We start from the raw sequence: 13,054 nt of genomic DNA, 5'->3' as shown, positions 1-13,054 counted from the left end.
CGGGGCGACCCGCTCACTGGCCGAGTTGTGGGGGCCGGCGATCGCCGCCGCCGAACAGGGTCTGCCCTGCACCCGCAAGACCCGCGCCGACATCGGTGAACACGAGGCGCAGCTGCGCGCCGACGAGGGCGCGCGACGGACGTTCCTGCGCAACGGCCGGGCGCCGCTCGTCGGCGAACGGCTACCCCAGCCGCAGCTCGCCGACTCGCTGCGGCTGCTGGCAGCCGACCCTCAAGCCCTCTACACCGGCGAGCTGGCCGAACGGGCGGTGGCCGCGCTGGTCGCGGCCGGTGCGCCCTTCACCGGCGACGAGTGGAGGGCCTCCGGCGTCCCGCTGCAGGGCGAGGCGATCAGCCAGCGGTACGGCGACCTGGTCGTGCACACCACCCCCTTGCCCACACCGGGCTGGATGGTGCTGCAGCAGGCGGCCGTCTGCGACGGGGCGCTCTCCCACATGCCGTGGCTGAGCGCCGACGCCGTCGGCTGGCTGGCCGGAGCCGCCCGCCAGGCCTTCCGGGACCGCTGGGACCGGTGCGGCGCCGACACGGACGCCTGGCGGTCGTTGCTGCGACCCGAAGCGGTAGCGGACGTGCGGGCGAAGCTGGCCGCCGGGCGGCATCCACTCGCCACCGCCGGCCTGACGCCCGACGGGGACACCACGACGACCGTCGCTGTCGACGGCGACGGACGCGCCGTCAGCTTCATCCACTCACTCGCCTTCACCTTCGGCGCCCGGATCACCATCCCGGGCACCGGCATCATGCTCAACAACCGGCTCGGACGCGGCGCCTACCTGGTCGAGGGCCACCCGAACCAGATACGACCTCGGCGCCGTCCGCTGCACACCTGCCTCGCCTGGCTGGTGACCGACGCCGGCGGAGCGTTGCGGTACGTCGGCAACACCCCCGGCGGCGACGGGCAGGTGCAGTGGAACATGCAGCTGCTGTCACACCTCATCGACCACGGCCTGGACCCCCAGGAAGCCGTGTCAGCGCCCCGGTTCACCGTGTTTCCCGGCAGCGACGCGGACGTGGTGGGGGCGCCCGACGAGCTGATCTGCGAGTCGCGGCTGGGCGAGCGGACCATCGCGGGGCTGCGCGCCGCCGGGCACCCGGTCCGCACCGTAGGGCCATGGGACGCCGGCGGCAGCGCCCTGGTCGTCTCGGTGGACGAGCGGCTCGGCTGCCTCACCGCAGGCGCCGACCCCCGACAGGACGGGGTGGCGCTCGGTGGCTGAACCAACCGGCCGGGGGAGCCTACCGGCGCCCCCGGCGCCGCAAGGCCACTACGTACCCGTCGTGGTGCACGCGGGAATCGCGTACACCGCGGGCATGACGCCGCGGGTGGACGGCCAGCTCGCCGTGTGCGGCGTGGTCGGCGCGGACCTCACCGTGGTCCAGGCGCGAGCCGCAGCCGGCCTCGCGGCCAGCAACGCCGTCGCCGCGGTGGCCGAGGCGGTCGGGGGACTGGACCGGGTACGGCGCTGCCTGCGGATGACCGTGTACGTCGCCTGCCGTCCCGACTTCACCCAGCACTCGATGGTCGCCGACGGGGCGTCCGAGGTGCTGCGGGACTGGCTGGGGGAGCGCGGCGCCGTCGCGCGTTCGGCCGTCGGGGTGTCGAGCCTGCCGTCCGGCGCGCCGGTCGAGGTGGAGCTCACCGTCGCCGTTGCCGCGGATTGACGCGGTTCCCTCTGAGTTCTTGGCGACCGGGCGCCTGATCCGCGCTGTGAGATCTCTCGGTGCGCCCGGCGGTCTGTCGGTCTCGGCGATCGGCCGCGCAGCTTAGCGTGCAGGACGTCGGATCGGCTGGCCTGACCTCCCGATACCGCCGTGGCGGGGTGTGTGCAGTTGATAGTGGTGCGAACGCCTGCCGCTTTCCGCGCCCGGACAGTCGCCATGCCGTCAACCGAGCGACGAGGGCCCCGCGGGGCGCATCCTGGCGGCAGCCCGACAAGAGCAGTTGCCAGAGGATGAGAGCGCTCCCCTCGCCGAGAAGGTCGGTAACCGCGGCCTGTGCCACCGCAGCTACACCAGACGTGGTACCACCGCGGGCAGGGTCTCCGATCACTGCGGAGCACAGTCCGTCACCGCGTATCTCGACCTTGCGAAGGCTCTGCCCAATGGTTGAAGGGGAATGGCATTCGTAGGATTTCAGAGCGCGCGGGACTCCGATACAGTGCCGGTCATGGTGTGCGATGGCTAGCGTCAGAGGTCGTTTCGAGTATCCCGATGGGCTGACTCCAGGTATGTCCAAAGCGGGTGGGCTTCACCAGAATCTGTACAACAGCGACGGGAAGCTCGTCGACCACGGCACGTTCATCCCGGACACTGGTAGCAAGGGGTTGGCAGGGCCGGCGAAGGAGTCCTCGGAGCTCAAGGATCTGGTCAAGGCTCTGGCTCTGGAAGCCACAATGAGGGCTGCCGTGGCGGCCGCGCCGCACGTCGAGAGGTGGTTGGTTCAGCAGGCGCTGCCGGCTGCGAAGACCGCCTTGACCCAGCAGGCGGTGCCAGCGGTGAAGTCGGCATGGAACAACCAGGCGCTCCCGGCTATGCGGTCGACGTGGAACTTTGTATCGCGGAAACAAACCTCTCGTGGTGCCATTGCCGCCGAATCGGCGCCGAGAGCGGATCCGATCCGGGTTACGGCGACTGTGGGCAAGGAACCGTCGCGAGAACTCGTTGCGGCGCTTGAGAGCTTCAGCGCTGGAACTAGCGAGGTGGATGCGCGGGAGCGTTTTGTCGCGGCGTTGATGGCTCAACTGCTCAGTGAGGACGGCCGGCTGTTCAAGGAGGTGCAGGCGAGAGCGCTGCGCAACGCCGGGGCCGAGGACCTGGACTTGGAGAGCGCGCTCGGCCCGGAGCAGGTAGGCGAAAGCATCAAACGAATGCTGGAGGAGGATCCGGCATTGATCGATGAATTGGTGCGAGCTCTGGGGCCGCGCCAAATCGAGGGGTGAACGGCTGGACTCCGCCTGGGTAGTAGTGGGAGGACGTTCTCCCGCGCGAATGAGCGCGTTCCGGATGGCGGTGTGACCCTGATCGACCCGGGGGTCACCGCGAAGTGCGGTAGCCGCCTCCGCAGTTCGCGTCGCCGAGGCTATGGGAAGAAGACGACCGCGACGATGGTGCCGACGATGAGTCCGCTGACCACCGGGATGAAGCACCTGCGGGCCAGGGCGATCACTGGCACGCGGGCGAAGCCGGCGACGGCGATGAGTGAGGACCAGACGACGAGGGTTCCGCCACCGGACCAGATGTTGCCCATCTGACCGACGGCGGCGAGTGTCCCGGCGCTGATTCCGGCGGCCGGGCCCAGGCTGCCCGCCAGCGATCCGGTCAGCGGCAGTCCGGAGAAGCCCGACCCTTCCAGGCCGGCGATCATGCCGATGAGCAGGATGCCGAAGGCCGCGATGAAGCCGCTGTGGGGGATGTGGCTCTGCGCAGCGGTGACCAGGTCGTACAGGAGCGCTGGCCCCTTGGTCGGGTCGGCGGTGCCGAGGATCTGGCCGGAGAAGTCGGCGGCTCGTCCACAATTGAGGGATTCGGCCGGTGGTCCGGCCTGGTCGTCGGTGCCCGCACCTAGCGGACTACCCTCGCCGTTATGTCCGACTCCCGCCTGCTGCGTATCGGTACCCGCAACTCCCCGATGGCGCTGGCCCAAGTCGAGCGGGTCCGCGCGATGCTCGCCGACCGGCACCCCGAGGTCACCGTGGACGTGGTGTCGATGTCGACCAGCGGGGACCGGTGGCGCGGCGACCTGGCCGCACTGGGTGGCAAGGAGGCGTTCACCAAGGAGGTGGACAGCGCCCTGCTCGCCGGGGACGTCGACCTGGTGGTGCACTGCCTCAAGGACGTACCGGGGGACCGGCCGGCACCGGCAGGCACGGTGATGGCCGCCTACCTCACCCGCGACGACGTCCGGGACTGCCTCGTGCACCCGGGCGGACTGCGCATCGAGCAGCTGCCCGCCGGCACCCGTATCGGTACCTCCGCCGTCCGGCGGGTCGCGCAGCTGGCCCTGCACTGGCCGAACCTGGTGCCGGTGGCCATCCGTGGCAACGCGAACAGCAGGCTGGCCAAGCTTGACGCGGGCGAGACGTACGACGCGCTGCTGCTCGCGGTCTCTGGCCTGCAGCGGATCGGGCAGGCAGACCGGATCACCCACCCGATCGACGTCGACACGATGGTCCCGGCTGTGGGCTCCGGCACCTTGGTCCTGCAATGCCGCGACGACGACATCAGCACCCGTGACCTGGCCGCGAGCCTCGGCGACCCGCAGACTTGGCAGGAGACCGTGGCCGAGCGGACCATGTTGCACATCCTGCAGGGCGACTGTCACTCACCGATTGCTGCGCTCGCCCGCACCGAGCCCGACGGGCGCCTCGGCCTGCGGGCGAGGGTGATCAGCCTCGACGGCAAGACCGTGCTCGACGTGCACGAATGGGCGGCGGACCCGATCACCCTCGGGACCTCCGTCGCCGCGGCCCTGTTGCGCCAAGGCGCCCGTGACCTCCTCGATCTGCCTGCCCACGGGTCGGTCTGACCGACCGCCAGATACGGTCCCCCCGAGCCCAACCCGAAGTTGCGGGCACGGGGCCGCGGCTATCTGTCGACCGGGTCGGCGGCGGCGGGCGTCTCGCTGAGCCGCAGGGCGAACAGCAGGTCCGGGTGTGGGCGTGCGGTGGCGTGGTGCGGCCGGTCCACATCCGGGACACTCCGGTAGCTACGCCACGGCGTGTGCGGCGCGCAGGTCCACCGGTCCGTCGCGGCGCTGGTCGCCGACGGGGCGCAGCCGCGCCCGGGGAGCGCTGCCATGCCGAACACGCCCAGCCGGTGTCGGCGACACGCGCGATCTGGGCCGCATAGCTTGGCGTTCAGCACATAGGAATCGGCTGGCCTCGCCTCTTGCCGCCGTTGCGGAGGGTGTGCAGTCGGTCGTGGTAGGAACGCCTGCCGCTCTCCGAGCCCGGGCGATGCCCGTGCCGTCACGCCGAGCGACGAGGATCAGCCGTCCATGCTGACGTAGCGTTCACCTCTACGGTGCGGTGTGCCGCGTGGCCGGTGGCGTCCTGGGCTGTCGGGCGCGCTCCGCGGGTGCGCTGGATCAGTACGACGCAGGCCAGCACGACCAGCGCCGCCCCGATCGAGGCAGCGGTGACGGTCTCTCCGAGCAGTAACGCGGACCAGAGCAGGGTGAGTACCGGCTGTGCGAGCTGGATCTGGCCGACCTGGGCGATGCCACCCCGGGCCAGACCCGCGTACCAGGCGAAAAAGCCCAGGAACATGGAAATCGCGGTGAGATATCCGAACGCCGACCAGGCGGCGGCGTCGGCGCGCGGGGGGTGAGCCCAGGCGGCGAACAGCGTGATGAGCAAGGTGACAGGCAGCGAGAGCAGCAGCGCCCAGCAGATGGTGCGTGCGCCACCCAGTTCCCGGGCGAGCGCGCCGCCCTCGGCGTATCCCAGCCCACACAGGACAACGGCCGCGAGGAGGAACAGGTCGGCAGCCGACAGTGCGCCGCGCACCGCCCCGCTGGTGGTCAAGAAGGTGAGGACCGCCGCCAGCCCGCCGACGCTGGCGACCCAGAACAGCAGCGGTGGGCGCTCGCCGGCCCGCAGTACCGCGAACACAGCGGTCATGGCGGGCAGCACGGTGACGACGATCGCGCCGTGTGCGGACGTCTGAGTGGTCAGCGCCAGCGAGGTGAAAAGCGGGAAGCCGACGACGACGCCGAGGGCGACGATCGGCAGCCGCCGCCACTGGCCCCGGGTAGGTCGCGGCGCGCCGGTGAAACGCAGGTACGCCCATGCCAGTAGTGCCGCGCCGACGGCCCGGCCGAAGGCGACGAACCACGGGTCGAGTTCCTGCACGGCGACGCGGGTGGCGGGCAGCGACATGCTGAAGGCGAGCACGCCAAGCGCGCCGAGGGTCAGGCCGATGAATCGATCCGCCGTTACCGTGGTCGAGGCAGTAGCGCTACTCTTCACTCTCATGAATGAGGGTAACGCCGTGGCCCGTGTTATCCAAGATCTGCGCGGGCTCGTGGCCGCCGCGGATCCCGGAACACGGCTGCCCTCGGTGCGCGAGTTGACCGCGCGGCACGAGGCGTCGCCGGTCACCGTCGCCGAAGCCGTCCGACAGTTGGTGGCCCAAGGGCTGATCGAGACGCGGCCGGGGAAGGGCACCTTCGTGGCCGCCCCACCCAACGAGCGGCGCACACCCGACCTGTCGTGGCAGACGGTGGCGCTCGGAGCCCGCAGACCGGGCGAGGATGAGATGCAGGCGTTACTCGCGTTACCGCGGCCGGGAGCGATTCCGCTGTCCGGCGGCTACCTGGACGCAGATCTGCAGCCGGCCGCGGCGCTCGGCGCCGCGCTCGCCCGCGCCGCCCGGCAGCCCGCGGCGTGGCAGCGCGGGCCGGCAGAGGGACGTGAGGACCTGCGAGCCTGGTTCGCCCGTGAGGCCGGGGCCCGGCTGCGCGCCGACGACATGGTGATCTGCTCAGGCGGGCAGGCGGCGCTGTCATCGGCGTTACGCGCTCTCACCGCACCCGGCGACACCCTGCTCGTCGAGTCGCCGACCTATCTGGGGGCGCTGGCCGCGGCCCACGCGGCCGGACTGCGGGTAGTACCGGTGCCCGCCGACGCCGACGGCGTACTGCCCGACCAACTCGCCGCCGCGTTCGCTCGCACCGGCGCGCGACTGTTCTACTGCCAACCGCTCTACGCCAATCCGACCGGCGCGACACTGGCAGCTCACCGCCGAGCTGACGTCGTCGATGCGCTACGCGACGCCGGAGCTTTCCTGATCGAGGACGACTACGCGCGCGACCTCGCCATCGATGGAGAAGCCCCGCCACCGCTGGCCGCCGATGACGCTGACGGGCACGTGATCTACCTGCGCTCACTGACCAAATCCGCCGCCCCTGGGCTACGTGTCGCCGCGATCGGTGCCCGCGGCCCAGCCGGCGCCCGGCTGCGCTCAGGCAGGCTGCTCGACGACTTCTTCGTCGCCGGCCCGCTGCAGCAGGCCACGCTGGAGTTCGTCACCGCCCCGGCCTGGGCGCGGCACCGCCGCGCCCTGCGTACCGCGCTTCGGGCACGGCGCGAAGCGCTGCTGATCGCACTGCGCCGATACCTGCCGGAACTCGCCCCACCTGCGATCCCACGTGGCGGCCTGCACCTGTGGGCCCGCCTGCCCGACAGCATCGACGACGTCGCAGTGGCCGCCGCAGCTGCAAGCGAAGGCGTCATCGTCTTCCCCAGCCGCCCCTGGTATGCGGCCGAACCCCCGGCGCCGCACCTGCGCCTGACCTACGCCGCAGCCCCACCCGACCTGATGGACGAGGCCGTCCGGCGCCTCGCTCGCGCCCTCGGAGAAACGACACGCTCGTGACCCACTGCACCAGAGCGTTGGCTGGTATCCGCGAACACAATCATGTGCCCGCCTCTGCCGCCGACTGCGTGTCACAGAATGCAGCCGGTTGTCCACGGGCCGTGTGCGGACGTGCCGAGATGCGGTAACGCCCGGTCTGCGCCACGCCAGAGCGCCGTCCTAGGGTGAGGCCGTGACCACGAACCCCGACCGCTCGGCCGCCACCGCTTCGACCGCCCGCCACCTCGACCACGTGCTGTCGACAGAGCAGCGGGCCGGTCGCCTGCCGTCGGTGGCCGCTGGAGTGGTGCGCGACGGGCGGCTCGCCTGGTCCGGTGCGGTGGGGACGCTCGACGGCCGCGCCGGGGGAGACCCGGCCGACATCGACACCCAGTACCGGATGGGCTCGATCACCAAGACGTTCGTCGCGGTCGCTGTCATGCGGCTGCGCGACGCCGGGCGGCTTCACCTGGCCGACCGGTTCGACGACCACGTGCCCGGGACGTCCTTCGGCGACGTCACGGTCGAACAGTTGCTCGTCCACGGGGCCGGCCTGCAGGCCGAGACGAACGGCCCGTGGTGGGAACGGACGCCGGGCGGCACGTGGGACGAACTCGTCGCGTCGGGCGTCGGGCAGCGTTTCCGCTCCGGGCGTCGCTTCCACTACACGAACGTGGGCTATGCCGCGTTGGGTCAGCTCGTCGCCCGGGCCCACGGCGTCGACTGGTTCGAGGTCTTACGCCGCGACCTGCTCGAGCCGCTCGGCATGGGGCGCACCACAACGCGGCCCACTGGGCGCGCGGCGCGCGGTCTCGCCGTCCACCCTTTTGCTGACGCTCTCCTGCCCGAGCCAGAGCACGACGCGGGCGCGATGGGCCCCGCCGGCCAGCTTTGGACCACGATCGAGGACCTCGCGCGGTGGGCCGCGTTCCTCGCCGGTGACACTGGTGAGCTGCTCGCCGCCGACACGCTCGAGGAGATGTGCGAGCCGCACTTCGTCGTCGACGCCCCCGGGGCCCCATGGACGGCTGCGCACGGGCTCGGCTGGCAGGTGTTCAACGTCGACGGGCGCCGGTACGCCGGCCACGGCGGCTCGATGCCGGGCTTCATCGCCGGGCTGCGCGTCGCCCGCGACACCGGGGACGGCGTCGTCGTGCTGACGAACACGACGAGCAGCCCGGCGCCCGGACGCCTGGTCACCGCGCTGCTCGACGGGTTCGAGCAGCACGAGCCCGCACCCGTCGAGCCCTGGTCCGCGTCGGGTGACGCGTCCCTGCTGGAGCTCCTGGGCACGTGGCACTGGGGATCGTCCGTCACGGGGGCCCGGGTGGAGGGCGACCACCTCGTCCTCGGCGCGCCGGGGGTCGCCCGCGGCTCCCGCTTCCGCCCGGCCGGCGCGGACGCGTGGGTCGGGCTCGACGGCTACTACGCAGGCGAGCCGCTGCGGGTCGTCCGCCGCACCGACGGGGCGGTGTCGCACCTTGACCTTGCCTCGTTCCGCTTCACCCGGACGCCCTACGACCCCGATGCCGACGTGCCGGGCGGGGTCCACCCCGCCGGCTGGCTGTAGTGCCCGCCGCCGCATTCACTTCGGTAAGAAGATCACGGTTCACGCCGTGCACCGCTCAACCCGAATGGACCAAGGCCTCCTAGCACGCAAAGAAGGCTCGGTTCATGCCGATGCGAAGGCGTTTGGGTAGGCCGACCCGGACTCGTTGCGGGCCGGTGCAGCACAGTCGTGCCCCGGCGTCTTTACTCCCAGACAGCCGAGTCGTGGTGTTCGGGGACGCATCCGCTCCCCGGATCGGTGGGGAGCTGCCGTAAGGAGACCGGTCTCTTAGGCAACGACGACGAGTTGAGCGCGATAGCTGCGTTGACGCGTCGACGAACGGCCGGCAACCACGAGATTTGTCATCACGACCCCTCGAAACGGCACCCTCATCTTCCGCCGTTCGTGCCCGCTGATTGATCGCGAGCAGTCACGGTCGGTAGCTGGCGGCTGAGCCGAGCGAGCATCCTGAACTACCCAGCTGAGGATGTTCCGACACCGGCTCCGTTGATGCTGTCGGCGAGAGATTGAGGGGGCATCTCAGGAGATTTCGTGGGTCACAAGCCGATGGCTGCGGCCGCGAGACCGTACCGGCGGGCTTCGTCCTGCAGGTCTACTCCATCGGCTCCGAAACCGACGCGCTCGTTCGTCGTAGCCATCCGGAACAGCAGTGCGCGAGCTACCGCTGCCACCGACACATCCACCGTTTCCCAAAGGGATGCCGGTGCACCGTGCCAGCAGAGTGCGTCGGCTACCACGACGGCCTCGGCGTACTCTGGCGGCCGCCAGTAGGGCGAGATGTCGATGACCGCCGGAGCGAGCCCGGGAGCGAACAAAACGTTGTTCGTCAGGTCCCCGTGCACGATTTGAGGACGCCCCAGCGGCTCCAGTGCGCCCTGCAGCCGTCGCGCAACGGCGGCGAACTCACGGCGGAACCGGATGTCCCGCTCGCCCCAGACCGCCCTGTCCGCCCGTGCCCACCAGTCCTGCCGCCTATCGAGGAAGTCCGGGCGGCCGAGATGAGCTACCGCCCGGTGGAATGCCCGGCCGGCGGCAAGGATGTCCCGCCACGTCGAGATCGCGGAGTAGTCCGGTTCGCTGCCCTCGACCCACCGGGTGGCCGACCACCCGTCAGAGACCCAGGCGCCGTCACGGGTACAGACCGGTTTGGCAAGACGGAAGCCGTTAGGCGTCACATCGGCGAGCGCACTGGCCAGCCATTCGTGCAGCAGGCCCTCATCTGGCTTGAATACCAGGTCCTCCACAGCCCACGAGGTGCCTTGCCCACCGTCCAGCGGTCGGGCTGGCCCGTTGACACCAAACGCATGCAGGACGGCCAAGGGTGGCTGAACACGAGACACCGGTGCACGGTAGAGCCGACCAGCGATTCTGTCGATGCAGTTCAGGACGGGATACGTCCGCCCACTGCCGCTGACCGCGTGTCCCGCGGCGTCGCTGTCGATCGATCAGAAGGATGCTCGGTCTTGCCGATGAGCGGATGTCGTAACCGACCGTCTCCGGAGGTCGCCAAGCCGCAGTGGGTATACGTTCGGCCGTCGATGTTAGGTTCCCACCCATGACGCTGCAGATCACCGCCGGGCGTTTCCACGCGGCCGACGGTGTCGAGGACTGGCGTTGCCTCTACCACCTGGTCTCGGCCTACTTCCGGACCGGCTCCCTATCGGCGGGGATCGCGTTCGTCGACGAGATCGGTCGGATCGCCGGCCGCGACGAACAGGAGTACGTCAACGTGGACCTGCGTCATGCAGGTGTCACCGTGTCGCTGTCCCGGCGCGATGTCTCACTGGCCCGACGGATATCGGCAGCTGCACTCGAGCTTGGCATCACCGCCGATCCCACTGCCGTGCAGCTCATCAACATCACCCTGGATGCCCTGGTGAGCGCCGACGTGCTGCCGTTCTGGCGGGCGCTGCTCGGTTATCGACAGATCGGTGACGATTACCTTGCTGATCCGGCGCGGCGGGGTCCGGGGTTCGGGCTGCAATGCATGGCGGCGCCGCGATCGCAACGTAACCGTATGCACATCGACATCGCCGTCCCGCATGATCAAGCTGAGGACCGCATCGCCGCAGCCCTGGCCGCCGGGGGACGCGTGATTTCCGCAGCGCATGCGCCGATGTGGTGGGTGCTGGCCGACGCTGAGGGCAACGAGGCATGCATCGCCACTTGGGTCGGCCGCGAATAGCGGGCCCGCTTGAACAACGTGCGGCAAGGCCGTACGAGCAAGTCCTGCGGGCGCACTTGCGGACTGCAGCCGTCCGGATCTGCCGCTGATCACGCGCCCGGTCAGCGTCCGCTCATAGCCGAAAAGCGGACGGCTGGCTACCTCGACGATGAACGTTGCCATCGCACTTTGATGCGAGGCCGAGGGCGCGCGGCGGATAGGCTGCGGCATGCTCATCAACGAGGCGCCCGAACCGATCAAGGGAGTCATCTTTGACTTCCATGCCACGCTGGTTGAGGGCGGCGACTCCGGTCGTTGGATCGAGGCCGCTCTTCGCCGTCTGGCAGAGGAGGGAAACGCGGAGCCCGAGCTAAGCGCCGACCAAATCACGGGCCTGTGTGAACATCTTGACCAGATCTGGCAGCACGCTCACACGATCGACCCCAGAAGCGAGCGCGATCTCAGCCAAGAGCGCCATTGGGACGTCTTCAACAGGACGGTTGCGCTGTATCCCGGCATCAAACCCGATCTGATAGCCGCACTATACGCAGTAATGCCGGATCAGTGGGTGCCCTTCGCCGACACCCTCCCTGTCCTTCGAGAACTTAAGTCGCGCGGCGTCAGAACCGTGGTGCTGTCCAATATTGGGCTGGACATTCGTCCGCTCCTCGATCGAGTTGGTGTGAGTGGCCTACTCGATGGTGTAGTGCTGTCCTTCGAGGTGGGTCTGGTGAAGCCCGACCCGGCGATCTATGCCCGCGCGCTGGAACTGCTTAACGTTCCGGGCAGCCAAACCTTGATGGTCGGCGACAGCCCCAGGGACGATGTCGGCGGAGTTTCTCTGAAGATTCGGACGTTGATCCTGCCTCGGACCGAAGGCCCGGTTCACGGCCTGGGAACAGTCCTCCAGATGGTCGGGAACGGGCGACTCTCATAACGCCCTCAGGGCTGCCCGGGCGGTGCGCGGACCTGCCGCGAAGCGCTCGTCACCCAAGTGCCGTTGGCGCCGGTCGCCGGCGTCCGGATGTGCCGAGTTGAGTACGGCTCGCCTGCCGGCCTTCGGTCGGGTTCAGTCAAGCTGCTCGAACTGGAGGTTGGCGTGCAAGACCGCTGACCTCATTCTTTCACACCGAAGCGGTCACTGGTCTGATTCAAGTATTGGACGCCGCCCAGTGACTGCCTCGGCGAGATCGAACCAACGTGGTGCGCGGAAGTATCTAGTGTCGCGTGTCTGAAGTGATTTGACAGTGCGGGTCGGGGACACTTGTTGGCGTGACGGTTGCCGCGCCGCTGATCCTTGGTCCTGGTGATGACGCTCGACTGCGGGCGTTGACTCGCTCGTCTGCGGCTCCGGCCGGGCATGTGCTGCGGGCTCGGATGGTGCTGCTGGCCGCTGATGGGCTGCCCAATGCCGAGATCGCGCGGCGGGTTGGAGTGACGCGTCAAACGGTGAGCTCTTGGCGGGCTCGGTACGAGGCTGGTGGGATCGATGCCCTGGCCGACCTGCCCCGGCCGGGGCGGCCTCCGGTCATTGACGAGGCGGCTGTGGTGGTGGCCACGCTGAACCCGCCGCCGCCCGAGTTGGGAGTCACGCACTGGTCAGCCCGGCTGATGGCCGATCACTTGAGCGGAACGGGGATGCCGATCAGTTTCGCCGAGGTGGCCCGCATCTGGCGCGACTGGGCCCTGCAACCGCACCGCGTCGAGACGTTCAAGTTCTCCACCGATCCGCAGTTGGAGTCGAAGATCCGCGACGTGGTGGGGCTCTACCTGGACCCGCCCCGGAACGCCGTGGTGGTCTGCGTCGATGAGAAGTCCCAGATCCAGGCGTTGGACCGGACCGCGCCAATGCTTCCCATGCGCTTCGAACAGGCCGAACGCCGTACGCACGACTACAGACGCCATGGCACCACCACCCTGTTCGCCGCCCTCGAGGTCGCCACC

At 69.6% G+C, this 13,054-nt stretch carries 13 protein-coding genes; 9 read left to right on the top strand and 4 right to left on the bottom strand.

Annotation, left to right across the window (positions count from 1 at the left end; translation table 11 throughout):
• From ACWEVO_RS13800 to ACWEVO_RS13790, 3 genes are all read left to right on the top strand, one after another.
• The coding region (locus tag ACWEVO_RS13800) for a gamma-glutamyltransferase (protein ID WP_452307884.1) at positions 1-1,237 on the top strand (1,237 nt) is incomplete at its 5' end.
• Positions 1,230-1,682, top strand: coding sequence for a RidA family protein (locus ACWEVO_RS13795; RefSeq protein WP_452307883.1), 453 nt, complete (start codon positions 1,230-1,232; stop codon positions 1,680-1,682). The genes ACWEVO_RS13800 and ACWEVO_RS13795, both read left to right, overlap by 8 nt.
• A 566-nt stretch (positions 1,683-2,248) precedes the next feature.
• Entirely contained in the window at positions 2,249-2,959 is a 711-nt protein-coding gene (locus ACWEVO_RS13790) for a hypothetical protein (RefSeq protein WP_452307882.1), read from the top strand.
• Positions 2,960-3,099: 140 nt separating this feature from the next.
• Here the strand turns inward: ACWEVO_RS13790 and ACWEVO_RS13785 are convergent, their stop codons facing one another.
• Entirely contained in the window at positions 3,100-3,663 is a 564-nt protein-coding gene (locus ACWEVO_RS13785) for a hypothetical protein (protein WP_452307881.1), read from the bottom strand.
• On the opposite strand from ACWEVO_RS13785, the gene hemC reads away from it, so the two are divergent.
• Positions 3,649-4,545, top strand: coding sequence for a hydroxymethylbilane synthase (gene hemC / locus ACWEVO_RS13780; protein ID WP_452307880.1), 897 nt, complete (start codon positions 3,649-3,651; stop codon positions 4,543-4,545). The genes ACWEVO_RS13785 and hemC overlap by 15 nt on opposite strands.
• A gap of 59 nt (positions 4,546-4,604) precedes the next feature.
• On the opposite strand, the gene ACWEVO_RS13775 is transcribed toward hemC, so the two are convergent.
• Both ACWEVO_RS13775 and ACWEVO_RS13770 read right to left on the bottom strand, forming a co-directional pair.
• Positions 4,605-4,817, bottom strand: coding sequence for a hypothetical protein (locus ACWEVO_RS13775; protein WP_452307879.1), 213 nt, complete (start codon positions 4,815-4,817; stop codon positions 4,605-4,607).
• 170 nt (positions 4,818-4,987) lie between these two features.
• On the bottom strand, positions 4,988-5,899 hold the full coding sequence (locus ACWEVO_RS13770; RefSeq protein ID WP_452307878.1) for a DMT family transporter: 912 nt from the start codon (positions 5,897-5,899) through the stop codon (positions 4,988-4,990).
• 94 nt (positions 5,900-5,993) lie between these two features.
• Here ACWEVO_RS13770 and ACWEVO_RS13765 point away from each other — a divergent pair, with 94 nt between their 5' ends.
• Positions 5,994-7,397, top strand: a complete 1,404-nt coding sequence (locus ACWEVO_RS13765) for an aminotransferase-like domain-containing protein (RefSeq protein ID WP_452307877.1) — start codon at positions 5,994-5,996, stop codon at positions 7,395-7,397.
• Positions 7,398-7,569: 172 nt separating this feature from the next.
• Complete coding sequence (locus tag ACWEVO_RS13760) at positions 7,570-8,946, top strand: serine hydrolase domain-containing protein (protein WP_452307876.1); 1,377 nt, start codon at positions 7,570-7,572, stop codon at positions 8,944-8,946.
• Positions 8,947-9,482: 536 nt separating this feature from the next.
• Here ACWEVO_RS13760 and ACWEVO_RS13755 read toward each other — a convergent pair.
• Complete coding sequence (locus tag ACWEVO_RS13755; protein ID WP_452307875.1) at positions 9,483-10,190, bottom strand: hypothetical protein; 708 nt, start codon at positions 10,188-10,190, stop codon at positions 9,483-9,485.
• 311 nt (positions 10,191-10,501) lie between these two features.
• Here ACWEVO_RS13755 and ACWEVO_RS13750 point away from each other — a divergent pair, with 311 nt between their 5' ends.
• From ACWEVO_RS13750 to ACWEVO_RS13740, 3 genes are all read left to right on the top strand, one after another.
• Positions 10,502-11,131 (top strand): VOC family protein, encoded by a 630-nt coding sequence (locus ACWEVO_RS13750; protein ID WP_452307874.1) that lies wholly within the window; start codon positions 10,502-10,504, stop codon positions 11,129-11,131.
• 208 nt (positions 11,132-11,339) lie between these two features.
• Positions 11,340-12,047, top strand: coding sequence for an HAD family hydrolase (locus ACWEVO_RS13745; protein WP_452307873.1), 708 nt, complete (start codon positions 11,340-11,342; stop codon positions 12,045-12,047).
• A 335-nt stretch (positions 12,048-12,382) separates the two neighbouring features.
• Positions 12,383-13,054: IS630 family transposase (locus ACWEVO_RS13740; protein ID WP_452307872.1), on the top strand; the 672-nt coding region annotated here is incomplete at its 3' end.

The sequence above is a fragment of the Micromonospora sp. NPDC003776 genome, from assembly GCF_053605645.1.
This window is presented reverse-complemented; position numbering and strand designations above follow the sequence as displayed.